Source organism: Variovorax sp. ZS18.2.2, from assembly GCF_024701975.1.
Lineage (GTDB): Bacteria > Pseudomonadota > Gammaproteobacteria > Burkholderiales > Burkholderiaceae_C > Variovorax.
Genome location: NZ_JANLNM010000007.1, coordinates 149,901 through 173,646 on the forward strand (window position 1 = coordinate 149,901; position 23,746 = coordinate 173,646).

23 protein-coding genes are annotated in these 23,746 nt (G+C 65.2%); 7 read left to right on the forward strand and 16 right to left on the reverse strand.

The window, feature by feature from the left end; translation table 11 throughout:
• The first annotated feature begins 71 nt into the window (after positions 1-71).
• Both NU688_RS24530 and NU688_RS24535 read left to right on the forward strand, forming a co-directional pair.
• Entirely contained in the window at positions 72-491 is a 420-nt protein-coding gene (locus tag NU688_RS24530) for a hypothetical protein (RefSeq protein WP_257863430.1), read from the forward strand.
• Between the two features lie 161 nt (positions 492-652).
• Positions 653-1,402 carry an SDR family oxidoreductase gene (locus NU688_RS24535; RefSeq protein ID WP_257863432.1) on the forward strand — a complete coding sequence of 250 codons (750 nt, stop codon included), beginning with the start codon at positions 653-655 and terminating at the stop codon, positions 1,400-1,402.
• Between the two features lie 22 nt (positions 1,403-1,424).
• On the opposite strand, the gene cynS is transcribed toward NU688_RS24535, so the two are convergent.
• The 7 genes from cynS to NU688_RS24570 all read right to left on the reverse strand — a co-directional run bounded on the left by cynS (position 1,425) and on the right by NU688_RS24570 (position 7,594).
• Positions 1,425-1,868, reverse strand: a complete 444-nt coding sequence (cynS, locus tag NU688_RS24540) for a cyanase (RefSeq protein WP_257863433.1) — start codon at positions 1,866-1,868, stop codon at positions 1,425-1,427.
• 57 nt (positions 1,869-1,925) lie between these two features.
• The gene (locus tag NU688_RS24545; protein WP_257863434.1) at positions 1,926-2,753 is read right to left on the reverse strand and encodes an ABC transporter ATP-binding protein; all 828 of its coding nucleotides are present in this window, start codon (positions 2,751-2,753) and stop codon (positions 1,926-1,928) included.
• A 25-nt stretch (positions 2,754-2,778) separates the two neighbouring features.
• A complete protein-coding gene (ntrB, locus tag NU688_RS24550; protein WP_257863435.1) occupies positions 2,779-3,648 on the reverse strand; it encodes a nitrate ABC transporter permease in 870 nt (289 codons plus the stop codon).
• Positions 3,649-3,651: 3 nt separating this feature from the next.
• Entirely contained in the window at positions 3,652-5,007 is a 1,356-nt protein-coding gene (locus NU688_RS24555) for a CmpA/NrtA family ABC transporter substrate-binding protein (RefSeq protein ID WP_257863436.1), read from the reverse strand.
• Positions 5,008-5,155: 148 nt separating this feature from the next.
• Positions 5,156-5,824: a response regulator transcription factor gene (locus tag NU688_RS24560; protein WP_257863437.1), complete on the reverse strand. Its 669-nt coding sequence runs from the start codon at positions 5,822-5,824 to the stop codon at positions 5,156-5,158.
• Between the two features lies 1 nt (position 5,825).
• A complete protein-coding gene (locus NU688_RS24565; RefSeq protein ID WP_257863438.1) occupies positions 5,826-7,013 on the reverse strand; it encodes a PAS domain-containing sensor histidine kinase in 1,188 nt (395 codons plus the stop codon).
• 158 nt (positions 7,014-7,171) lie between these two features.
• Entirely contained in the window at positions 7,172-7,594 is a 423-nt protein-coding gene (locus tag NU688_RS24570) for a nuclear transport factor 2 family protein (RefSeq protein WP_257863439.1), read from the reverse strand.
• Between the two features lie 87 nt (positions 7,595-7,681).
• Here NU688_RS24570 and NU688_RS24575 point away from each other — a divergent pair, with 87 nt between their 5' ends.
• The 5 genes from NU688_RS24575 (at position 7,682) to NU688_RS24595 (ending at position 12,984) form a co-directional block, all read left to right on the forward strand.
• Complete coding sequence (locus tag NU688_RS24575; RefSeq protein ID WP_257863441.1) at positions 7,682-8,284, forward strand: TetR/AcrR family transcriptional regulator; 603 nt, start codon at positions 7,682-7,684, stop codon at positions 8,282-8,284.
• 23 nt (positions 8,285-8,307) lie between these two features.
• Positions 8,308-9,192 carry a LysR substrate-binding domain-containing protein gene (locus tag NU688_RS24580; protein ID WP_257863442.1) on the forward strand — a complete coding sequence of 295 codons (885 nt, stop codon included), beginning with the start codon at positions 8,308-8,310 and terminating at the stop codon, positions 9,190-9,192.
• A 147-nt stretch (positions 9,193-9,339) separates the two neighbouring features.
• The gene (locus NU688_RS24585) at positions 9,340-10,497 is read left to right on the forward strand and encodes an alpha-hydroxy acid oxidase (RefSeq protein ID WP_257863443.1); all 1,158 of its coding nucleotides are present in this window, start codon (positions 9,340-9,342) and stop codon (positions 10,495-10,497) included.
• A 113-nt stretch (positions 10,498-10,610) separates the two neighbouring features.
• Positions 10,611-11,945: an MFS family transporter gene (locus NU688_RS24590; protein WP_257863444.1), complete on the forward strand. Its 1,335-nt coding sequence runs from the start codon at positions 10,611-10,613 to the stop codon at positions 11,943-11,945.
• Positions 11,946-12,081: 136 nt separating this feature from the next.
• The gene (locus tag NU688_RS24595) at positions 12,082-12,984 is read left to right on the forward strand and encodes a DUF3108 domain-containing protein (RefSeq protein ID WP_257863445.1); all 903 of its coding nucleotides are present in this window, start codon (positions 12,082-12,084) and stop codon (positions 12,982-12,984) included.
• A gap of 48 nt (positions 12,985-13,032) precedes the next feature.
• Here the strand turns inward: NU688_RS24595 and NU688_RS24600 are convergent, their stop codons facing one another.
• From NU688_RS24600 to NU688_RS24640, 9 genes are all read right to left on the reverse strand, one after another.
• The gene (locus NU688_RS24600; protein WP_257863446.1) at positions 13,033-13,362 is read right to left on the reverse strand and encodes an L-rhamnose mutarotase; all 330 of its coding nucleotides are present in this window, start codon (positions 13,360-13,362) and stop codon (positions 13,033-13,035) included.
• A gap of 34 nt (positions 13,363-13,396) precedes the next feature.
• The gene (locus NU688_RS24605) at positions 13,397-14,176 is read right to left on the reverse strand and encodes an SDR family oxidoreductase (protein WP_257863447.1); all 780 of its coding nucleotides are present in this window, start codon (positions 14,174-14,176) and stop codon (positions 13,397-13,399) included.
• Between the two features lie 32 nt (positions 14,177-14,208).
• Entirely contained in the window at positions 14,209-15,489 is a 1,281-nt protein-coding gene (locus tag NU688_RS24610) for an L-fuconate dehydratase (protein ID WP_257863448.1), read from the reverse strand.
• A 26-nt stretch (positions 15,490-15,515) separates the two neighbouring features.
• On the reverse strand, positions 15,516-16,418 hold the full coding sequence (locus tag NU688_RS24615) for an ABC transporter substrate-binding protein (RefSeq protein WP_374684687.1): 903 nt from the start codon (positions 16,416-16,418) through the stop codon (positions 15,516-15,518).
• Positions 16,419-16,507: 89 nt separating this feature from the next.
• Entirely contained in the window at positions 16,508-17,536 is a 1,029-nt protein-coding gene (locus NU688_RS24620; RefSeq protein ID WP_257863451.1) for an ABC transporter permease, read from the reverse strand.
• 17 nt (positions 17,537-17,553) lie between these two features.
• Positions 17,554-19,065, reverse strand: coding sequence for a sugar ABC transporter ATP-binding protein (locus NU688_RS24625; RefSeq protein ID WP_257863452.1), 1,512 nt, complete (start codon positions 19,063-19,065; stop codon positions 17,554-17,556).
• A gap of 19 nt (positions 19,066-19,084) precedes the next feature.
• On the reverse strand, positions 19,085-19,969 hold the full coding sequence (locus tag NU688_RS24630) for an amidohydrolase (RefSeq protein WP_257863453.1): 885 nt from the start codon (positions 19,967-19,969) through the stop codon (positions 19,085-19,087).
• 25 nt (positions 19,970-19,994) lie between these two features.
• On the reverse strand, positions 19,995-20,756 hold the full coding sequence (locus tag NU688_RS24635) for an SDR family oxidoreductase (protein ID WP_257863454.1): 762 nt from the start codon (positions 20,754-20,756) through the stop codon (positions 19,995-19,997).
• 4 nt (positions 20,757-20,760) lie between these two features.
• Positions 20,761-23,733, reverse strand: coding sequence for a right-handed parallel beta-helix repeat-containing protein (locus NU688_RS24640; RefSeq protein WP_257863455.1), 2,973 nt, complete (start codon positions 23,731-23,733; stop codon positions 20,761-20,763).
• Positions 23,734-23,746 lie beyond the last annotated feature (13 nt).

Genomic DNA, 23,746 nt, shown 5'->3' on the forward strand with positions numbered 1-23,746 from the left:
TTCCCGTAGCCCCGAGGTAGCGGTACAGTCTCCATCCACAGCAAGACAGCCTTCAACAAGGGAGTTTCACAATGATTTTTCGATCCATCTTCGCGCGCAAAACCTTGGCCCTGTGCTTGGGTTCGTTCCTGATGGGAGCCTCCTCGGCCTATGCCGTCGAAGCGACACCCCGGCAGTCGAGCGAGCAGAGTGCGCTCGTTGAAACACTGCCTGCACCAGCGCCTGCAGAAAGAGTCATCGTGGAGGGAACAGGGCCCTACGGTGTCGATGCGCAAGGAGTCAAGCGCCACCTGGCCGCGAGCTTGAAAACCGACGCAGGTCTTTTTCCGCGCACTGAGGTACGGACCTTCTTCAATGGCGATGTGAAGATGAACTATCAGGTCGCACGCCCCGCGATCGATCGCCCCTTCGGCGATGAGCGCGCCATCGTCGAACTGCGCCCGGTGATGAGCGCCGTCGACCGTGCGGTCCGCGCGGTTTTCGCGAACTGACGTCCGGGCATAGGCGGCATTCCGCTCAGTGCTTTTCGCAGAATCAGGCAAGAACCCCGTTCAATCCGGATACCGCTCCAACCCCCATCCACGCGAAACTTCTTCCCATGCCCGGCGCACCTCCAGCGCCATGGTCCACCAACCAGCACGAGGAGTTTCGTATGAGCGCAATCCAGGAAAAAGTCGTCCTCATCACCGGTGCGAGCGGCGACATCGGCGAAGCCACTGCGCGGCTGCTGGCGCGGCGTGGGGCCAGCGTGGTGCTCGGTGCGCGGCGCACCGACAAGCTCGAAGCCCTCGCGGCCGAGATCAACGCCACGGGCGGTTCGGCGAGCTTCCAGCATCTGGACGTGACGCATCGGCCCAGCATGGAAGCCTTCGCCGAATTCGCCTTCGACGCGCACGGCCAGATCGACGTGCTGGTCAATGCGGCGGGCGTGATGCCGATGTCGCCGCTGTGGAACCGCAAGATCGAGGAGTGGGAACTCATGATCGACGTGAACCTGCGCGGCGTGTTGCTCGGCGTTGCCGCCGTGCTGCCGACGATGCAACTGCAGGGCTGGGGGCACATCGTGAACGTGGCGCCCGTTGCCATGCGGGGCGTGTCGCCGGAATCGGCCGTGTACCACGGCACGCAGTACGCGGTGAACGCGATCTCCGAGGGGCTGCGCCAGGAGCACGAGGGGCGCCTGCACGTCACGGTGGTGAGCCCCGACGTGATGGGTCTCGCCGACCCGCTGGCCGAACGCATCGCCGCGAGCTACAGCTTCGAGCGCATGCGCACGCGGCGGCGTCTGGCGGTGCCTGCCGATGGCGTCGCGCGGTCGATCGCCGGGGCGATCGAGGGGTACGGCATCACGGCGCCGATGCGGTCCAGTGCACGGCCTCGCCCGGCCGAGCACGCGTGGTGATCGACGAGGGACGGCGGCCGCGTCAGTAGGTCTTGTAGGGCAGGAACTTGCCCGACAGCACCACGTTGACGCGGTCGCCCTTCGGGTCGGCCTGGCGCTGGATGTCCATGCTGAAGTCGATCGCGCTCATGATGCCGTCGCCGAACTCCTCGTGGATCAGCTCCTTGATGGTGGTGCCGTACACGCTCACGATCTCGTACCAGCGGTAGATGAGCGGATCGGTCGGCACGGGCGTGGGCAGCGAGCCCTTGTAGGGCACGACCTGAAGCCACTTCTGCTCCTCGGGCGTGAGGCCGAAGATCTTGCCGATGACCTTGGCCTGCTTGTCGTCGAGCGTCATCTGGCCGAGGCAGGCGGCGGTGGTCCACTCCTTCGACTGGCCGACCTTTTTGGCCACGTCGGCCCACTGGATGCCCTTGGACACCTTCACGGTGATGATCTTCTCGGTGACGTCGTTGCGGTTCATGCGGGTTTGCTCCTGATTGAAATTGAGAGTGAGTGATTGAGTAAGTGCGCGATGGCGTCACGACGCCTTGGCGCGCGTGACGAGAAAATCGACGATGTGGTTGCGCAGCGCGTAGTAGCCGTCCAGGTGGTGCAGCGAGGCGCGCGTGCGCTCGCGCGGCAGCGGGTTGACCACGGTCTCGACGATGTTGCCGGCGCGATAGCCGCCGCCAGGCTGGTCGGCGCCATTGGTCATCAAGAGGATGCGGTCGGCCAGAAGAATGGCCTCGTCCACGTCGTGCGTGATCATGAAGACCGTCTGCTGCGTCTGGCGCACGATGGTCATCAGCTCGTCCTGAATGGTGCCGCGCGTGAGTGCATCGAGCGCACCGAAGGGCTCGTCAAGCAGCAGCATCTTGGGCTGGATGGCAAACGCGCGCGCGATGCCCACGCGCTGCTTCATGCCGCCCGAGAGCTGCGAGGGTTTCTTGTCGATGGCCGCCTGCAGGCCCACCATGTCCACGAAACGCTCGACCTGCTTGTCCACGTGGCCGGCCGACCAGTCCGGCCAGCGTGAGGACACGGCGAAGGCGATGTTCCTGCGCACGGTGAGCCAGGGCATGAGCGCATGGCTCTGGAAAACCACGCCGCGCTCCAGGCTGGGGCCGGCGACCTCGCGGCCGTCCATGAACACATGGCCCGCGCTCGCCTGGTCCAGGCCCGCCAGCACGTTGAGGATGGTCGTCTTGCCGCAGCCCGAGTGGCCGATGATGCAGACGAACTCGCCACGGTCGAGCGTGAAGGAAACGTCGGCGAACACGGGCCGCGTGGGCACGAAGGCCTTGGCCAGGCCCTCGATGCGCAGGAAGCCGCTGGTCGCGGGCAGGGGCGTGGGAGCAGGTGTCATGAGAGGAGCGCCTTGTGTCAATCGATCACTCCACATAGGTCACCTTCCGCTGCAGACCGGCAAAGGCCTGGTCCAGCAGCATGCCGACGACGCCGATCACCAGGATCGCGAAGATCACGTTGGTGAGCGAGAGGTTGTTCCACTCGTTCCACACGAAGTAGCCGATGCCGGTGCCGCCCACCAGCATCTCGGCCGCCACGATGACGAGCCAAGCGATGCTCATGCTGATGCGCATGCCCGTGAGGATGGTGGGCGCGGCCGCCGGCAGGATCACCCGGAACGCGCGGCGCAGCGGCTTCACCTCGAGCGTGCTCGCCACGTTGAGCCACTCGCGCTTGACCGAGGCCACGCCGAAGGCGGTATTCAGCAGCATCGGCCACACCGAGCAGATGAAGATCACGAAGATGCCGCTGACCGACGAGTCCTTGATGGTGTAGAGCGCCAGCGGCATCCACGCGAGCGGCGAGATCGGCTTGAGCACCTGGATGAACGGATCGAAGGCCTTGCGCAGCAGCGGCGACATGCCGATGACGAAGCCCAGCGGCACCGCCACCACGCAGGCCAGCAAAAAACCCAGCCCCACGCGGGCCAGCGAATAGGCGAGCTGGATCGCAATGCCCTTGTCGTTCGGCCCGTTGTCGTAGAAGGGGTTCGACAGGTGCTTCCACGCCGTGGCGCCCATCTCGGCCGGCGTCGGAAAGCCCGAGCTCTTGACCTGGCCCTGCGTGGGGTCCTTGCCGAGCATCTTCTGGTACTCGATCTGCTCGGCGGTCATGCCGGCCGTGGTATCGACGCTGGCTGCCGGCAGCGTAGCTAGCTGCCACACGCCGATGATCAGCAGGAACATCAGCAGCGACACCAGCGCAGCCTTCAGCGAGAGCGTTTTCTTCGGCATGGCTCAGGCCATCTTGCTGATCGCGAAGCTCTTGACGTAGTCGTCGGGCTTCGCGGGGTCGAACACCTTGCCCATGATCGTGAACTTGGGGTAGGCGCCATCGGGCGCGCTCTGGCCGAGTTCCTTCATGCGCTTCTTGGCATCGGTCAGCAGGAACACCTTCTCCGCGATCTGCTTGTAGTTGACGTCGCCCTTCACATAGCCCCAGCGCTTCATCTGCGTGAGCATCCACACCGCCATCGACTGCCAGGGAATCGGGTCGAAGTCGGCGCGGTCGGGCACGGTGCGGATGTTGCCCAGGCCGTCGGCGAACTTGCCGGTGAGCACCTGGGTGAGCACGGTCTCGGGCTGGTTCAGGTACTGCGCGGGCGCGATCACCTTGGCGATGAGCTCGCGGTTCTTCGGCTCGCGCGCCATGGCCGAGGCGGTGAGCACCGCGCGCACGAGCGCGGCGAAGGTGTTGGGGTTCTTCTCGATGAACTCGGTCGAGGTGCCGAAGGCGCAGCACGGGTGGCCGTTCCACAGGTCGCGCGTCAGCAGGTGGAGGAAGCCGATTTCCTCGAACACCGCGCGCTGGTTGAACGGGTCGGGGCCGAGGTAGCCGTCGATGTTGCCGGCGCGCAGGTTGGCCACCATCTCGGGCGGCGGCACCACGCGGATCTGGATGTCGGTGTCGGGGTTCAGGCCGGCCTCCGCCACGTAGTAGCGCAGCAGGAAGTTGTGCATGCTGTACTCGAAGGGCACGGCGAACTTCAGGCCCTTCCACATCTTCGGGTCGCGCTTGTCCTTGTGCTTGTTGGCCAGCGTGATGGCCTGGCCGTTGGTGTTCTGGATGGTCGCGACATTCATCGCCACCTGGTTGGAGCCCGCGCCCATCGAAATGGCGAGCGGCATCGGCGAAAGGAAATGCGTGGCGTCGTATTCCTTGTTGAGCATCTTGTCGCGGATGAGCGCCCAGCCCGCGGTCTTGACCACGTCGACGTTGAGGCCCTGCTTCTGATAGAAGCCGAGGGGGTGCGCCATGATCAGCGGCGTGGCGCAGGTGATGGGGATGAAGCCGATCTTGAGGTTGGTCTTCTCCAGCGGCGCCTTGTCCTGCGCCATGGCCTGCAGCGCGCCCAGCGGCAGCACCGAGGCAATGGCGGCGCGCGCGGTGTTGGCGCCCACGGCGCGCAGGAAGTTGCGGCGCACGCTGTCGTTTGGAAACAGCGCCTTCATGAGGCTGGCTTCGAGCTTGTTGTCGGGGTCGACATCGATTTCAGCGCCGCGTCCATGGTTGCGGCCGCAGGCGCAGCGCATGTTCAGGGGCCGGTCGGCGTCGTAGAGATCGCAGGCGGTCGAATCGGATGGGCTGGACATGGCGGTGCACCTCGGTGAAAAGATGCTGGCCACGATGCAAGGCCCGGGCCGGAAGCGAGGCCCAAAGGCCTCCAGCCTTCAGATCGTGCCGCGCTTGTCGAGGGCTTGTAGGGCTGGCACTACAAGACGGCCGCCGCCGGCTTCGTTTTCAGGCCGCGGGGGCCGCCTTGCCGTGGCGTTCGGCATACAGCGCGAGCTCGACATCGTTCTTGGTGCCGGTCTTTTCCAGGATGCGCGCGCGGTAGGTGCTGACGGTGTTGGGCGCAAGGCCCAGCTGTGCACCGATTTCGCTCACGCTGTGCCCCGCACTGAGGAGGCGGTAGACCTGATGCTCGCGGTGCGAGAGCTGCTCGGCGCCCTGCCCGGCGCTGCGGCCCACCGCGGCGGCCAGTGCTTCGGCCGTAGCGGCGGAGACGTACAACCCGCCCGCCGCCACCTTGCGCACCGCGCTCACCATGTCGTCGGCATCGGCGCTCTTGTTCAGGTAGCCCGAGGCGCCGAGCTTGATGCAGCGCACCGCGTACTGCTTCTCGGGGTAGGTGCTGAGCATCAGCACCGGAAGCGTCGGCCAGTCCTTGCGCAGCGCCTGCAGCACATCGAGGCCGTCGCGGCCGGGCAGCGCGATGTCGAGCAGCACCACGTCCAGGCCCTCGGGGCCGCCCAGTTCCTGCACGGCGGCGATCACCTCGGGGCCGGTCTGCGCTTCGGCGCGCACGGTCATCGAGGGCAGGCCGTTGGAGAGGTCGCCGAGCATCTGCTTGAGGCCCTCGCGCACGATGCGGTGGTCGTCGCCGATGAGCACGCGGATGTCGTTCATCTCAGGCATCCACCGGCAGTGGCAAGTGCAGGCAGAAGGTGCTGCCCTCGCCCACCCGGCTTTCGATGTCGATGCGCCCGCCGAAGTGGCGCGCCCGCTCGCGCATGCCGAGCACGCCGTAGGAGGTCGCCGCCTCGAAGGCCTGTGCCGGCGCACCGACGCCGTCGTCGCGCACGCTGATGCTCAGTTGCTGCGCCTCGACGCCGATGCGGATGTCGAGGCTCTGCGCCTTCGCATGGCGGCCGACGTTGCTCAGCATCTCCTGGAAGATGCGGAACACCGCAATGGCCGCCGGCTCCGGCAGCTCCACGCCCGCCGGCACGTCGAAGTGCCAGTCGAGCGCCAGTTCGGCCGACTGCACGAACTCGTGGGCCTGCCATTCGAGCGCGGCCCACAGGCCCTGGTGGTCGAGGATGCTGGGGCGCAGGTCGGTGATGATGCGGCCCACGTTGTCGACTGCGCGCTCGATCAGTTGGCTCATGTTGCCGCACTTGCAGCGCATCTGGTCGCGCATGGACTGCGCCGCATCGGGCGTGCGCTCCTGCTGTTCGCCCAGGCGCTTGCCGATCCAGTTGACGTCCATCTTGAGCGCGACGAGCAGGCTGCCGAGCTCGTCGTGCACCTCGCGGGCGATGCGGGTGCGTTCGTCTTCGCGCACCTTGTCGAGCCAGGCGGAGAGTTCGCGCAGTTGCACGAGCGCGTCGCTGAGTTCGCGCGTGCGCTCCTGCACGCGCAGGCCGAGTTCGTCTTTTGCCTGCTGCAGCGCCTCGGCGTGGCGGCGGCGCTCGGTGATGTCGACGAAGGTGATGACCGCGCCGCGCACCTGCGTGCCGTCCATGATCGGGTGGCTCGAATACTCCACCGCGAAGGCGGTGCGGTCGCGGCGCCAGAACACTTCGGTGTCGATGCGGCACGGCAGGCCGCGGCGGAAGGCGTTGAAGATCGGGCAGTCGGTGTCGGCGTAGTGCGAGCCGTCGGGGTGCGAGTGGTGCGTGAGCTCGTGCATGTTCGAGCCGATCACGTCGCGGGCCTCGTGGCCCAGCATCTGCGCACCGGCCCGGTTGATGAACATGCAGTGGCCGTCGAGGTCGATGCCGAAGATGCCCTCGCCGGTCGACTCCAGCAGCAGCCCCAATTGGTGCTGCCAGAGCGGGTGGCTGGCGGTGGGGTTCAGGACGGGCGTCTCCATGCACCAAAAGCAAGCAACAGCCGTGCCCGATGTTTTTGCTCCCTCCCCCTCTGGGGGAGGGTCGGGGTGGGGGCTAGCGGCGCATCAAGCACAGCGGCTTTGCAAAGGTCGCGTGCCCCCATCCCAACCTTCCCCCAGAGGGGGAAGGAGCAAGACCGTCAGCGGTCCCAGCGGAACTTGCGGTCGGACTCCGCGATGGGCTGGTCGTTGATGCTCGCGTAGCGCTTCTGCATCAGGCCGTTCTCGGCGAACTCCCAGTTCTCGTTGCCGTGGCTGCGGAACCACTGGCCCGCGGCGTCGTGCCATTCGTACTCGAAGCGCACCGCGATGCGGTTGTCCATGAAGGCCCAGAGCGTTTTCTTCAGGCGGTAGTCGGTCTCGCGCTCCCACTTGCGGGTGAGGAATTCCACCACCTGCTCGCGTCCGTTGAGGAAGTCGGCGCGGTTGCGCCACTCGGTGTCGGGCGTGTAGGCCAGGCTCACGCGAACCGGGTCGCGGGTGTTCCAGGCATCTTCGGCGGCCTGGACTTTCTTCGTGGCGGTCTCGAGGGTGAAGGGCGGCAGCGGCGGGCGGGATTCCATGGGCGTCTTTCGTTGAGGTGAGGAAGTGGCGAAGGCCCGCAATGTGCCACACGTAGACAGACCTGTCTACGTGCCTACAATCACCGCATGGACATCTCCGCATTGCCCGCACGCGAGCGCATCCTGCTCACGGCGCACGACCTCTTCTATGCGGAAGGCATCCGCGCCACCGGCATCGACCGCGTGATCGCCGCCTCGGGCGTCACCAAGGTCACCTTCTACCGGCACTTCCCCTCGAAGGACGACCTGGTGCGCGAGTTCCTCGACTACCGGCACACGCGGTGGATGGCATGGTTCGTCGATGCGCTGGGCCGGCGCGGCGCACACGAACGCGCGGGCGATGCCAACGCCCTGTTGCTGCTGGCCGACGTGATGGCCGAATGGTTCGTCGACCCGGTGTTTCGCGGCTGCGCCTTCATCAACGCGACGGCCGAAGTGGGCGGTAGCGTGGAAGGCGCGCTGCAACGCGCACGCGAGCACAAGCGCGAGATGGTCGAAGTCATCGCGGGATTGCTGCCTGCACAAGTGACAGCGCGCGTGGCGCTCGCGCAGGCCGCAGGGATCGGCGTGGACGGCGCCATCATCAAGGCCCAGATGGGCGATGCGGCCGTGGTTCGTGAAGCCGTCGACGACCTGCGTCGATTGCTCGAAGCGCTCGTCGCAACCTTGCCTTCGTCGGCGATTCGCTAACATTGCTCGCCCCCAAACAGCCAATGGCTTCGACACGACTCCCCTCGACCCAGGGCCTGCAGGCCTTCGAGGCCGTCGCACGGCTGCGCAGCGTGAACCTCGCGGCCGAAGAACTCAGCGTGACGCCCAGCGCGGTGAGCCACCGCATCCGCCAGCTCGAGACGCAGCTCGAACTCAGGCTCTTCATGGGCAGCGACTTCGGCCTGAGCGCCGACGGCGTGGCCTATCTGGCCCGCGTGCGCGAGGCCATTGCGGCGTTGCAGCAGGTGCCCGGCCGCGAGCCCGCATCGCAGGTGCGGCGGCTGCGCGTGGCGGTGACGCCCACCTTCTCGCGCCAGATGCTGCTGCCCCGGTTGGCGCGGTTTCGCGATGCCTATCCGAACATCGAGTTGATGCTGCAGGTGACCATGCCCGTGCGCAACATGACGGCCGAAGAGGCCGACCTGGAGCTGCGCTTCGGCACCGGGCCCTTTCACGACCGGGAGTTCTGCCAGTTGCTGGCCGACGACGTGGCGCCCGCCTGCAGCCCCGCGTACCTGCAGCGCCACGGACCGTTCGACGGCTTTGCGACCGACGCCGAGGTCTCGCGCGTGCAGCTGCTGCGCACGCCGCTCGAATCGTGGCGCACCTGGTTCAAGGCGCGCGGCATCGGCCTGCCCGAGCCGGCCACGGGCCACCAGTTCAACGACCTGGGCCTGGCGCTCGACGCGGCGGCGGAAGACTTCGGCGTGGTGCTCATGCACCTGAAGCTCGGCAGCGCCTGGCTGGAGAACGGGCGCCTCGTGCGGCTTTCGGCGGAGAGCGTGCCCTCGCCCAACGCCTACTTCCTGTGCTGGCGGCCGGGGGCGATGGAGCGCTGGGAATGCGCGACCTTCGTCGAGTGGCTGCGGCAGGCGCTGCGGGACTGATCGGGCGGCTGAATTCTTTTCAGGTCCGCTCCCGGTATTTTTCAGATCGGAGTCCGTTTCGGGCACCACACTCGGCCCGCGGCGGAGCCTGCCCATAATGCCGGCTCGCGCGATCGAACAAACAGAGACAACCCAGGAGACTCCCCCGTGGCCGACCTTTCCAAGATCACCAACATCGAAGACCTGCGGGTGATCGCCAAGCGGCGCGTGCCGAAGATGTTCTACGACTACGCCGACTCCGGCGCATGGACCGAGGGCACCTACCGCGCCAACGAGAGCGACTTTCAGAAGATCAAGCTGCGCCAGCGCGTGGCCGTGAACATGGAAGGCCGCTCCACCCGCACCACCATGGTCGGCCAGGATGTCGCCATGCCCGTGGCCATTGCGCCGACCGGCCTCACCGGCATGCAGCACGCCGACGGCGAGATCCTCGGCGCCCGCGCGGCCAAGGCCTTCGGCATTCCGTTCACGCTCTCGACCATGAGCATCTGCTCGCTGGAAGACATCGCCGAGAACACCGGCCGCCATCCCTTCTGGTTCCAGCTCTACGTGATGAAGGACCGCGACTTCATCGAGCGCCTGATCGAGCGTGCCAAGGCCGCCAACGTGACGGCGCTGCAGCTCACGCTGGACCTGCAGATCCTCGGCCAGCGCCACAAGGACATCAAGAACGGCCTCACCGCGCCACCCAAGCCCACGATCAAGAACCTCATCAACCTCGCGACCAAGCCGCGCTGGTGCATGGGCATGCTGGGCACCCAGCGCCGCACCTTCGGCAACATCGCGGGCCATGCCAAGGGCGTGAAGGATTTGTCGTCGCTCTCGGCATGGACCTCCGAGCAGTTCGACCCCGCGTTGAGCTGGGCCGACGTGGAGTGGATCAAGAAGCTCTGGGGCGGCAAACTCATCCTGAAGGGCATCATGGACGCGGAAGACGCGCGCCTCGCGGTGGCCAGCGGCGCCGACGCGCTCATCGTTTCGAACCACGGCGGCCGCCAGCTCGACGGCGCGCCCTCCTCCATCGCCGCGCTGCCGGCCATCGTCGAAGCCGTGGGCAGCGAGATCGAGGTGTGGATGGATGGCGGCATCCGCAGCGGGCAAGACGTGCTCAAGGCCCGCGCGCTCGGCGCACGCGGCACCATGATCGGCCGCAGCTTTCTCTATGGCCTCGGTGCCCACGGGCAAGAGGGCGTGACGCGCGCGCTGCAGATCATTCACAAAGAACTCGACATCACCATGGCCTTCTGCGGCCACACGCAGATCGACACGGTCGATTCGCGCATCCTGCTGCCAGGCACCTTCTAAGGCCCCTTCGGGGGTAGGCTGATGCGGTTCCTACTGACACGAGCCACCCCCATGCAGGGGCAAAATGTTGTTGCAATAACAACATAGCCGGCCTGCACGGCGGCACAGCCATCATGAGCGCAGTCACGCCCACTCAAGGAGGCCAGGCGGCCTCGACGTCTTCCCCCCCGCACTACACCGCCGAAGAAAAACGGCACCGCGTCTTCGCCATCATGGCGGCCTCGTCCGGCAACCTGGTCGAGTGGTTCGACTTCTACGTGTATGCGTTCTCGGCGCTTTATTTCGCGCCGGCGTTCTTCCCCAAATCGGACCCCACCGCGCAGCTGCTCAACACGGCCGGCGTGTTCGCGGCCGGCTTCCTGATGCGGCCCATCGGCGGCTGGCTCTTCGGCCGCGTGGCCGACCGGCTCGGACGCAAGACCTCGATGCTGATCTCGGTGACGATGATGTGCGCCGGCTCGCTCGTCATCGCCTGCCTTCCGACCTACGCGCAGATCGGTGCGTGGGCGCCGTTCCTGCTGCTGGTGTGCCGCCTGTTCCAGGGCCTGTCGGTCGGTGGCGAATACGGCACCACGGCCACCTACATGAGCGAGGTGGCGCTGAAGGGCCAGCGCGGTTTCTTCTCGTCGTTCCAGTACGTCACGCTGATCGGCGGGCAGCTGCTCGCGGTGCTCGTGATCGTGGTGCTCGAGCAATTGCTCACCGAGGCCGAACTCAAGTCGTGGGGCTGGCGCATTCCGTTCGTGATCGGCGCCATCGCCGCCGTCGTCGCACTGCTGCTGCGCCGCACGCTGCATGAAACGCAGAGCGCCGAAGCCAAGGCCAACAAGGAAGCCGGCAGCATGGCGGGGCTCTTCAAGCACCACACGCCGGCTTTCCTCACGGTGCTGGGGTACACGGCCGGCGGCTCGCTGATCTTCTACACCTTCACCACCTACATGCAGAAGTACCTGGTGAACACGGTGCACCTGCCGATCAAGACGGCAAGCTATGTGATGACCGGTGCGCTGTTCGTCTACATGTGCATGCAGCCTGTGTTCGGCGCGCTGTCGGACCGCATCGGGCGGCGGACCAACATGCTGTTGTTCGGTGGGCTGGGTGCGCTGGCAACGGTGCCGATCCTGACGGCGCTGCAATTCACGACGAGCCCGGTGCTGGCCTTCGTGCTGATCATCGTGGCGCTGGCGATCGTGAGCTTCTACACGTCGATCAGCGGGATCGTGAAGGCGGAGATGTTTCCGCCCGAGGTGCGGGCTCTCGGTGTTGGCTTGGCCTACGCCGTGGCCAATGCGATCTTCGGTGGGTCGGCCGAGTACGTGGCGCTGGGGCTCAAGTCACTGGGGCACGAGTCGGCGTTCTTCTGGTACGTGAGCGGGATGATGGTGATTGCGTTCCTCGTGAGCCTGCGCCTTCCAAAGCAGGCGAGCTACCTGCATCACGATCATTGAAGACTTCTCGCGCGGCTGCTGAGGATTTGTGGAATATTCCCCAACGCATCAACCGATGTACAGAGATCACATGTCCCAGCCTTCGAATTGAAAGGCCATCTCCAATAATCGCGGCTCACTTAAAAAGGGAGCGATTTTGAAGAAAACCAACGTCAACAATTTGCCGCGTCTTCGGCTGCTGGCTATTGCCACTGCTGCTGTAGCAATTTCCGCATGTGGGGGTGGAGGAGGCGGGGGCGGAGGCGGATTTCCCATCTTGCCAATAGCGCCAACGCCCGAAACCGCACCAGCACCTGCACCAGCGCCACAGCCGCCAGCGCCGGTGGCCGACAACTCGGCACCCTGCTTCAATGAAGCCGACTTCCGCGAAGGAACGACGGTCGAATTCGAGGCAGCGAAGCTGGGAACCGATACAGCATCCGATCCTTTCCATAGAAAAAGTGTGACCGAGGGACGAGAAGCGTTTGCCGGCGCAAATCCGATCTCTGTCAATGTCGAGTCGAGCACCGTCAGAATCATGCGGGCTCTGCAAAGTACCGTTAAGAAAGAGTACAAGGATCTTGTCGGTGGAAACATCCTGATTTACGGCAAGTCCACGACATACAAGCAGACGATAGATCCGGAGTTTGCAGCTACGTTTCCCCCCGGCTTTCCTACGATGGACAAGCTCATTCTTGTTTCGCAGGCTTATGAGCCGCCGTTCTCGTTCCCGGTCGACATGAAGCCCGGTCAGGTAGCAAGTCAGAAATCGTCGATAACCAAGACCAAGGTTTTCGATGGCCGTAGTGATCCGGCGACCTCTATCCCGGCAACCGGCGAACTGACCTATCACGGCCGCGAGAAACTGGAAACGCCACTGGGCACGTTCGACACTTGCAAGCTCTCGCTGAAGATCACGGTCGGTGCTTCGGTGATCACGACGGACGCCACCCGGGAGTTCTGGCTGGCTGCCGAAGGCCCCTACCGAGGCCAACTGCTCAAGGGAGGCGATGCGAAGTCGTCGACGCTCGTGACGAAGATGACCTACTCACCCAAGTAATCGGGCAGTCGGTTTTCAGCAAGCGGACCCTTCGGGGTCCGTTTTTCATTACAGCTCGAAGATCCGATCCATGGCCACCCACTTCTCCCCTTCAGGCGTCCACGGCGTAGCCGCCTGAAACCTCCACATCAACGCCTCCCACTCCCGGATCTTCGGATTGTTCTGCGATGCAAGCGCCATCGCCTCCGCGTCATACCGCGCGTCGTCCGTCTCCATCAACATCACCATCCGCGTGCCGAGCCGGTAGATCTCCATCCCCGTCACGCCCTGCGCATCAAGGTGCGCGCGCACCTCGGGCCAGATGTTGCGGTGATAGGCCTCGTACTCCGCGATCAGCACCGGATCGTCTTTCAGGTCGAGGGCAAGGCAGTGGCGCATGGGTCATTCAATCCAGAGTCGTTGAGAGAAAAGATCAGGTCAACGCCCGATCCAGATGCGTATACCCGCCGTCCACGAACACCCACTGCCCCGTCGTGTGCGATGAGGCCTTGTCGGACAGCAGGAACACCACGGTGTTCGCAATCTCCTGCGGCGTGGTCATCCGGCGCCCCAGGGGAACCTTGTCGGTGATGGTCGCGAGCTTGCGGTCGGGCTCGTCGAAAGCCGAGATCCAGCGCTGGTACAGCGGCGTCATCACCTCGGCGGGAATCACCGCGTTGACGCGCACGCCGTCTTCCAGCAACGACGCAGCCCACTCGCGCGTCAGCGACAGCTGCGCGCCCTTGGCGGCGGTGTAGCCGCTGGTGTTGCCCTGCCCTGTCAGCGCGGTCTTCGACGAGATGTTCACGATGGCACCGCGGCTCGCCTTCAAGTGCGGCAGGCAGAAATGCGCCATCACGTAGTAGTGGATGAGATTTCTGTCCAGAGATGCGATGAACGCTTCGCGCCCCGCTTCGAGCCCAACGCTGTCGTTCACCCCCGCGTTATTGACCAAGCCATCGATGCGCCCGAACTCCGCGACCGTGCTTTCAATGGCCTTGCCGCAAGCCGCCTCCTCCATCAGCTCGAACTGAAGAAACCGCGCCCGCGGCTGCAGTCCGCGCAGTTCTTCCTCGAACGCCGCATCCATCGGATTCTTCCCGCAGATCACCGGCACCGCCCCTTCACGCGCGAGCGTGAGCGAAATGGCTGCGCCGATGCCGCTGCCGCCACCGGTGACGAGCACCACCTTGTCTTTCAGATTCAGGTCCATGACTGCGCGACGTCCTTCTTGTTGTTGTTCACTTACCCGCGAAAGCGATAACGCTCGAGCGACGCCGGCTTCATCGTGATCGAGAAGCCCGCCCCCGTCGGCGGAAAGTACGCCGCATCGCGCACCACGCAAGGCTCTACGAAGTGTTCGTGCAGGTGGTCCACATACTCGATCACCCGCCCTTCGCGCGTGCCCGAGATGCACAGGTAATCGATCATCGACAGATGCTGCACGTACTCGCACAGCCCCACCCCGCCCGCATGCGGGCACACGGGCAGCTTGTACTTCGCGGCCATCAGCATCACCGCAAGGATCTCGTTCACGCCGCCGAGCCGGCATGAATCGATCTGCACCACATCGATGGCGCCGCGCATGATGAACTGCTTGAACATGATGCGGTTCTGGCACATCTCGCCCGTGGCCACCTTCACCGCCGGCGCGATGCCTTCGCGGATCTTGCGATGGCCTTCGACGTCGTCGGGGCTCGTCGGCTCCTCGATGAACCAGGGCTTGGCAAAGGCCAACTGCTTCACCCAATCGATGGCCTGGTCGACCTCCCAGACCTGGTTGGCATCGATCATCAGATGGCGATCGGGCCCGAGCACCTCGCGCGCCACCGTCAGCCGGCGGATGTCGTCCTGCAGATCACGCCCCACCTTGAGCTTGACGTGGTTGAACCCCGCATCGACCGCCTCCTGCGCGAGCCGCCGCAGCTTCTCGTCGGAGTAGCCGAGCCAGCCCGCCGACGTCGTGTAGCAGGGGTAGCCCTCGGCCTTCAGCGTGGCGATGCGTTCGGCCTTGCCGACAGAGGCTTCGCGCAGCAACACCAGTGCCTCTTCGGGCGTGATGCAGTCGGTGATGTAGCGAAAGTCGATGCAGCGCACGAGCTCTTCAGGGCTCATGTCCGCCACCAACTGCCACACCGGCTTGCCTTCGGACTTGGCCCAGAGGTCCCACATCGCGTTGACCACCGCGCCGGTCGCCAGGTGGATCGCGCCCTTGTCGGGCCCGATCCACCGCAGCTGGCTGTCGGAGGTGATGTGCCGCCAGAAGCGGCCCATGTCCTCGGCCACCCACTGCAGGTCGAGCCCGACGACCAGGTGACGCATCGACTCGATGGCCGCGCAGCAGATCTCGTTGCCGCGGCCGATGGTGAAGGTCAGGCCGTGGCCTTCGAGCCCCGGCTGGTCGGTCTCCAGCACGACGTATGCCGCGGAGTAGTCCGGGTCGGGGTTCATCGCGTCGGAGCCGTCGAGCTGCTGCGAAGTGGGAAAGCGCACGTCCAGTACGCGCATGGATCGAACGATGGTCATGAACGGGGTCTTCAGAGAGAAAGGGATCAGTCGTACAGAACCGCGGCGATCTTCGGGTCCGCGATGTTCGTCTTGTCGTACCAGAAGAAGCCCGTGTCCACGACCTTGGGCAGCTTCTCGCCCTTTATCGCCTTCACCGCCATCTCCACGGTCTTGTAGCCCATGCCCACGGGGTTCTGCGTGATCGCGCCGGCCATGCTGCCGTCGATGATCGCGTTCTTCTGCTGCTTGCCGGAGTCGTAGCCGATGATCACGACCTTGCCGTTGCGCTTCATCTCCTTCACGCCGTTGACCACGCCGATGGCGGAGCCCTCGTTGGCGCCGAAGATGCCCTTGAGGTTCGGCGAGGCCTGCAAGATCGACTTGGTGATCTCGGTCGATTTCAGCTGGTCGCCACCGCCGTACTGCACGCTCACGATCTTGATGTTCGGGTAGGTCGACTTGATACGGTTCACGAACCCGTCACGCCGGTCCACGCCGGTGCGGCTGGTCTGGTCGTGCACCACCAGCGCGACTTCACCCGACTTGCCGATCAGCTCGGCCATCTTGTCAGCGGCCAGCGCAGCAGCGGCCTTGTTGTCGGTCGTGGTGGTGGTCACGGGAATGTCGCTGTCCACACCCGAGTCGAAGGCCACCACGGGAATCTTCGCGGCCTGCGCCTTCTTCAGGAGCGGAATCGCGGCCTGGCTGTCGAGCGCGGCGAAGCCGATGGCCTGCGGCTTCTTGGCGAGCGCGGCAGAGAGCATGTCGATCTGCTTGTCGACCATCGATTCCGACTCGGGTCCCTCGAAGCTCACTTTTACCTTCAGGTCCTTCGCGGCCTGCTCGGCGCCGGACTTTACGGCCTGCCAGAACTGGTGCTGGAAGCCCTTGGAGACGAGCGGAATGTAGATCTCTTGCGCCTGCTGTGCGTGCGCGAAGCCCGACATGCCGATGACGGATGCGGCTAGCGCGGTGGTGACTGCTCTTCGTTGAATCATGCAAAGGTCTCCTGTGGTTGTAGAAATTGGGAATCGGGTCAGTGCTTGCTGTTGCTGCGGCGGCGCAGGATGTCCGCGTACACGGCCAGGATGATGATCACGCCCGTGATCACCGTCTGCCATTCCTGCGCGACCGACAGAATGCGCAGCCCGTTGGTCAGCACGCTCATGATGAAGGCGCCGATGATCGTGCCGACGATGGTGCCGGTGCCGCCGCTGAGCGACGTGCCGCCGATGACCACCGCCGCAATCGCATCGAGCTCGTAGCCCTGCCCGAGCGCCGGCTGCGCGGAGTTCAGGCGCGAGGCAATCAAGAGACCCGCGATGCCGCAGATGCCGCCGCTCACCGTGTAGACCACGACCTTCCAGAAATCGGTGTTCACGCCCGAGAGGCGCACCGCTTCCTCGTTGCTGCCGAGTGCGAAGGTGTAGCGCCCGAGGATGGTGCGGTTGAGCAGGATGCTCGCGGCCACCGCCACGAGGAACAGGATCAGCACCGCGTTTGGAATCGGCAGCGACGGAATGAGGTCGCCGATCAGCGAATCCTGCGAGATGGCGGTGAAGCCCGGCGTGTCGTTGAAGTAGATCGGCTTGGTGCCCGAGATCACGAGCGACAGGCCCTTGAGCAGCATCATCATGCCCAGCGTCGCGATGAAGGGGGGGATCTTGAGCTTGGCGATCAGCACGCCCGAGACGAAGCCGGCCAGCGCGCCGAAGAAGATCGCCGCCGCAATGCCGAGCGCGAGCGGCATGCCCATGTAGGTGAGCACCACGCCGGCCATGACGGCGCAGAAGGTCATGAGCGTGCCCACCGACAGGTCGATGCCCGCGGTGATGATGACGAAGGTGCAGGCGATGGCCAGCACGCCGTTCACCGCGGTCGACTGCAGGATGCTCACGAGGTTGTCGGTCTGCAAAAACTGCGGCGAGGCGAAGCTGAAGAACACCATCAGCGCAATGAGGCTGGTGAAGGCCAGAAGCTTCTGTCGTGTGGCGGGACGAAAGAGCCGCGCCTTCAGCGAGAAGCCCGGCGAGGCGGCGGCGGTGGTAGCGGTGGGGGTCGTCAAAGTGTTGTCTCCATTCATCATGCGGCAGCAGCAGCTTCGCGCCGGGTGGCGAGCTGCATGATCTTTTCCTGCGAGGCTTCGCGGCCCGTCAGTTCACCGGTGATGCGGCCTTCGCACATCACCAGCACGCGGTGGCTCACGCGCAATATCTCGGGCAACTCCGAAGAGATGATCACGATGGCCTTGCCCTCGGCGGCCAGCTCGTTGAGCAAGCGGTAGATTTCGGCCTTCGCCCCCACGTCGATGCCGCGTGTGGGTTCGTCGAAGAAGAGCACGCTGCAGTCGCGCAGCAGCCACTTGGCGATCACGATCTTCTGCTGGTTGCCGCCCGAGAGCAGCCGCACCTGCTGGTGCACCGAGGGCGTCTTGATGTTGAGTTGCTTCACGTAGCGCTTGCCAGCGGCCTCGATGGCCGCCTGGTCGATGAAGACGCCCATCGACACGAACTTCTTCATGCTCGGCAGCGCGATGTTGGTCTCCACGTCCATGCCGGTGGCCAGGCCGAAGTGCTTGCGGTCTTCGGAGAGATAGCCGATACCGTGTGACACCGCATCTTCCGGCGACTTGATCGACACCTTCTTGCCGCGCACGAAGACCTCGCCCGCATCGATGCGGTCGGCACCGAACACCGCGCGTGCAAGCTCGGTGCGGCCCGCGCCCATGAGCCCCGCGAAGCCCAGGATCTCGCCCCGGCGCAATACGAAGCTCGCATCGCGGACCATCGATCCACGCGTGATGCCGCGCGCCTCGAGCACGATCTCGTTGCCCGAGGTGTCGGGAAAATCGTTCTCCACCTCGGTGAGCTGGCGGCCCACCATCATGGCGATAAGCGAATCCATCGGCGTATCGGCCATCGACACGGTGGCGATGTACTGGCCGTCGCGCATCACGGTCACGCGGTCGGCGATGCGCTTGAGCTCATCCATCTTGTGAGAGATGTAGACGATGGCCACGCCCTGCGATTTGAGCTGCCCGATGATGCGGAACAGGTCGGCCACTTCCTCGTTGTTGAGTGCGGCGGTGGGCTCGTCCATGATGAGCACGCGCGAGTCGAACGAGAGCGCCTTCGCGATCTCCACCATCTGCTGCTTGGCCACCGTGAGCTCGCCGACCGGCGTGTGCGGGTCGAGCCGCAGGTTCATGCGGTCAAAGATGCGCTGTGTTTCGGCGCGCATCGCCTCCTCGTCGATGAAGAAGCCCAGGCGCCCGCGCGGCTCGCGGCCGATGAAGATGTTCTGCGCGGCGCTCAGGTGGTTCATCAGGTTCAGTTCCTGATGGATGATCCCGATGCCCAGCGCCTGCGCGGCGCGCGGGCTTGCGATGTCCACGGGCTGGCCGTCGATCAGCACCTCGCCGGAGTCCTTGCTGTAGACGCCAGCCAGCACTTTCATGAGCGTGGACTTGCCCGCGCCGTTTTCGCCCATGAGCGCATGCACCTCGCCGGGCCGCAGGTCGAACTGGGCCTTGTCGAGGGCGCGCACGCCGGCAAAGGATTTGCAGAGGTCGCGGATGGTGACGATGGGTTGCATGGAGTGGCGCGTTCGTTCTTCAGTTCGTCGATGGGATGCCGTAGAAGTGCTGCGCGGTGCGGTGCCAGATTTGTTCCTGTCCGTGGGCCGGCAGGTTGCCGATGAGCGTCTCGCTCGCCGCGATCCAGCCCGCGTAGTCGCCGGCCAGCGTGAGCACGGGCCAGTCGCTGCCCCACATCAGGCGGCCGGGCCCGAAGCAGCGCAGCAGCACGCCCCAGATCGGGCGGATCGCGCGCACCAGCGCATCGACGTCGCGATGCACTGTGGATGGTGCTTCGTTCCAGAGGCCCGAGAACTTGCAGCAGACCTGCGGCAACGCGGCCAGCTCCACCATGTGCCGACGCCAGGCCGCGAAGGCTGCGCCTTCTTCTTCCGCATCGCCCACGTCGGGCTTCGCTGCGTGGTCGATCACCACGGGCAGTTGCGGCCACGCCTTCAGGAAGCGCAACAGCGCGGGCAGGTGGCGCGGCTTCACCAGCGCGTCGAAGCGCAGGCCCAGGCGCACCATCGCGCGGATCGCATCGGGATGCGGCTTGTGCGCGATCCAGTCGTCATCGGGGAGGTCCTGCAGCATCGGGCGAACACCCTTGAACTTGGGATGCCGTGCCATGCGCTCCAGCGAGGCGACGGCATCGCGGCTGCTCAGGTCGACCCAGCCGACCACGCCGCCGATCGCCTGGTGCGCCGTGGCCAGTTCGAGCATGAAGTCGGTCTCGGCTTCCGACTCTGCGGCCTGCACCAGCACCGTTCGCGCCACGTCGTGCGCTTGCAGCAGGGGCGCGAGGTGCTCGGGAAGAAAGTTGCGCACGAGCGGTGCCAGCGCCGGCACATCGGCGCGCAGCCACGCGTAGTCGCCGCGCGCGGGTCGCCAGAAATGCTGATGCGAGTCGATGCGCTGTCTCATGCTGCTTGGCACCCTTCGTCTCTCGTCAGATGGTAACGCCGCCATCGACGAGCACCACCTGGCCGGTAACGAAGCGCGATTCGTCGCTCAGCAGGTAAACGACCTGCGGCGCGATGTCTTCCGCCACCGCGAGGCGCCCCATGGGCTGGCGCGCGATGAAGTCGCGCTCGGCCTGCGCCGGGTCGGGTGCGGCGGCGATGCGCTCGCGCAGCGACGGTGTGTCCACCGTGCCGGGACACAGCGCATTGCAGCGCAGGCCTTGCCGCACATGGTCTGCCGCGAGGGCCTTCGTCATGCCGATCACCGCGGCTTTGGAGGCGCCATAGGCAAAGCGGTTCTGAAAGCCCTTGACCGACGAAGCCATCGACGCCATGTTGACGATCGACGCGCCGCCGCCTTCCTGCTCCGCCTTGCCGAGCATGCCCGGCAGCAAGGCGCGCACCATGCGGTACATGCTCTTGACGTTCAAGTCGAAGCTGAAGTCCCACGCGGCCTCGTCGCACTCGAGCACGCTGCCGTGGTGCACGTAGCCTGCGCAGTTGAAGAGGCCATCGAGCGGCGGCAGTTTGGCGGCCAGTGCGGCAATCGCATCGGCGCTGCGCACATCCAGCACCGCCACGCGGATGCCGGGCGAGGACTGCGCCAGCTTGTCGAGAAGCCCGGCGTTGATGTCGGTCGCAATCACCTGCGCGCCTTCGCGTGCGCAGGCCAGCACGGTGGCAAGGCCGATGCCTTGCGCGGCCGCGGTGATCAGGATCGTCTTGTCCTGGAGTCTTTGTGAAGTCATCGGCTTACTGCGTCACATCGATGCGATCGATCTGGAGGTAGGCACCCGACACCTTCTTGAGTACCAAGGTATGCGAGCCCGCGGTGAGGCCCGCGATGCTGTAGACCGTTCTCTGGCCCTTGTACACCGCGACAGCGGGAATGGTGATGTTCTGCGCGGTGGCGCCGTCGAGCGATGCCGAGAACTGCACCGACGTCGTATCGACCGGCGCCAGCACGCGAACGCCGGTTCCGGTGAAGGCGACCGTCATCTCGTCGCCATTCGTCTGCGTGTAGCGCACATCGAAATTGAAGTCGCCCGACGCCTTGTTGCGGTTGGTGGAACGCCCCCAGCTGCCCTTGACGGTGATGCCCGACCAGTCGTCGTTGTGCACGGCCAGCGACGGGAAGACCAGGTCGAATTCGGTCGTCACGTTGTTCCGTTGCACCTTCACATGCAGCTTGCCGTTGGCGGCTTCTGCGCCGAGGGCGGCGTTGAGGTCATTGCTGTCCGCGATGTCCTTCACCTGGCCAGCCACCGTGGCTTGCAGGAACACATCGTTGGCGAGCACACCGCTCTTTGCCGCATCCGAGCCCGCCGTCACCGCCTGCACCAGCACGCCCGCCACGCTCGGCAGGCCGGCGGCGGAGCGCTCGCCCTCTGTCTCCACCGACTTGACCTGGGCTCCCAGAAAGTCCGACGGCGTTTCCAGCACCACGACCTGGACGTTCAGCGGGTCGAAGACCGGTTTCTTCGCCCTGGGCTTGAGCCGCGGGTCCTGCACGCCGAACTTGTCCATCGCGATGTTCTGGAATCCGACGCTCAAGGCGGGCGAGTTCGCGGCCACCGTGAAGTCGCCTTTCTCGCCATCGGCAAACATCGGATCGCCCGAGACCTTCGAGTTGGCATCCCAGCCCATCGCCTGTGCGGCCTTCAGCGCGGCGCTGGTCGGCAGCAGGTTGTTGTCGACGAGTTCGCCGTTGTTGGCGCTGCCTACGCCGATCGGTTGATAGGCCCCCATCACGATGTTCTTCTCGAAATGGTCCAGGCTTTTCGCAAACCACACATGCGGATGGAAGGTGTTGTTCACCAGGATGTTGTTGCGGTTGATGCGCTTGAAGCCTTCGCGGTTCTTCAGCCCGCCCTTGAGCAGCACGTTGTTCTCGATCACGTAGTTCGTCGATCCGTCGTCCAGGTCGATGTCCCAGCCGTGGTCACAGCGAAAGCGGTTGTTGCGGATTGCGGTGGGCTTCATCGCGTCCAGGAACGGCATCTCCGGGTGCGCGGTGAGATCGGCGTTCGCATTGCCCGAATTGCCCGGCGGCAGCTGGCCCCAGTACCGGTCGCGCCCCCATGAGTTGAACGCGCCGTGGTCGCCGGTCTCCAGCACCGTGTCGAACACGTCGTTGAACTCCAGCACATGGCCGCCCCAGGTGCCGTCGCCGATGTTGATGCCCGCGCGCGGCGTGCCGTAGATGCTGTTGCTGCGCACCGTGATCTCCGAGGCCATCGAGATCTCCACGCCGGTGGCCTGCTTCTCCCGGAAGCCGATGTCGTGGATCAGGTTGTTCTCGGCGATGGACTGGGCCGGGTAGGTGTTGGTCTTCGGGCCTTGTTCCTTGTCCATGTCGGCGTAGCTGGTCCGGGCCGCGTAGTGGAAGCCGGGCGATCGAACGGCTTCGGGCGAGCCCACGAAAAGAATGCCGCTCGCGCCGACGTCCTGGATCTCGTTGCCGCGCACGGCGACCCGGCGGTTGTAGCCGCTCACGAACACCGCGTTGCCGCCCAGGGCGTGCATGTCGTTGTCGGCGATCTCCACGTCTTCGGCGCCTTCGATGTAGACGGCGCCGCCACGGAAGACCTTCCAGTCGCTGCGCAGCAACGGCTCGGTGGTCTTCATGAAGGTGGTGCCCGTTTGCGTGAGCACGAGGCCCTTGATGGCCACGTCGTGAATCGGCGTCGCCTCCGATCCCTTGAGCACGATCAACTGCTCGACCAGGCCCTTGTCGGCCCCGCCGCTCACCTCGATGCGCGCGGTCCGCGGATCGGTGCCGGTCTTCGGAATGAAGTAGAGCTTCTTCGCCGCGACGTCGTGGAACCACTCCTGCGGCACATCGAGTTCTTCAAAGATGTTCTCGACGAAGCTGACGCTCCAATTCGGCCCCTGCTCCATGCGGTTGTTGCCGGTGCCTTCGCTCAGGTCGAGCGTGCCGTCGGGCTTCTTGCCCTTGATCTGGTAGTGGATGTCGCCCCACTCGGCATTGAGCATCACGTGCGCATAGCCGCCCTGGGGGTTCTTCCAGGTGGCTACGCGCGCCGGGTCCGTCGCCTTGCCGCTGCCGTTGAAGAAGATCCTCGGGCCGGATTCGCTGCGCGGTTGAAAGTTGGGGTAGCGCGCGCGCACCTGGCGCTCGCCATCGATGTACAGGTCGTCGAAATCGGTGCCGTCGGTGGCGGCAGTCCAGACGCCGTTGCCGGTCATCGACCATTGCAATGCGCCGAGCTTTCGCGCGCCGCTGAGCACGGGCTGCGTGCCGGGCACCGCGGCGATCGTGAAGGGCTTGCCGGGCGTGCCCGAGAGTTCCGGGCCGAGCACGATGGTCGATGCGAGATAGTGCGTGCCTTGGTCGAGAAAGATCGTCCGGCCCGCGGGCGGCAGGCTGCCGACACCGGCTTGCGCATCAGCGGTGGCCTTCGCCACAGCCTGCTTCAGCGTGGCGAAAGGCTTGGCCTGCGTGCCGGAGTTCTGGTCGCTGCCGGTTGGAGAGACATAGAGATTCGCCGCGTCTGCCGGCGTGACGGGCGCAACGGGATCGCCACCGCCACCGCTTCCACCGCCGGGCAGCGGCAAGAAGCTGCTCCCGGCTCCACTGCCACCGCCACACGCCGCCAGCCCGGCCGCCAGAACCATCGCCGCCACCGCACCGCCGATGCGGAACGGCCTGCGCCATCCCGTCTCATGGGTCGCAGGCGCGGACACAGCACATTTCATCGTCATTTTTTGCTCCCTT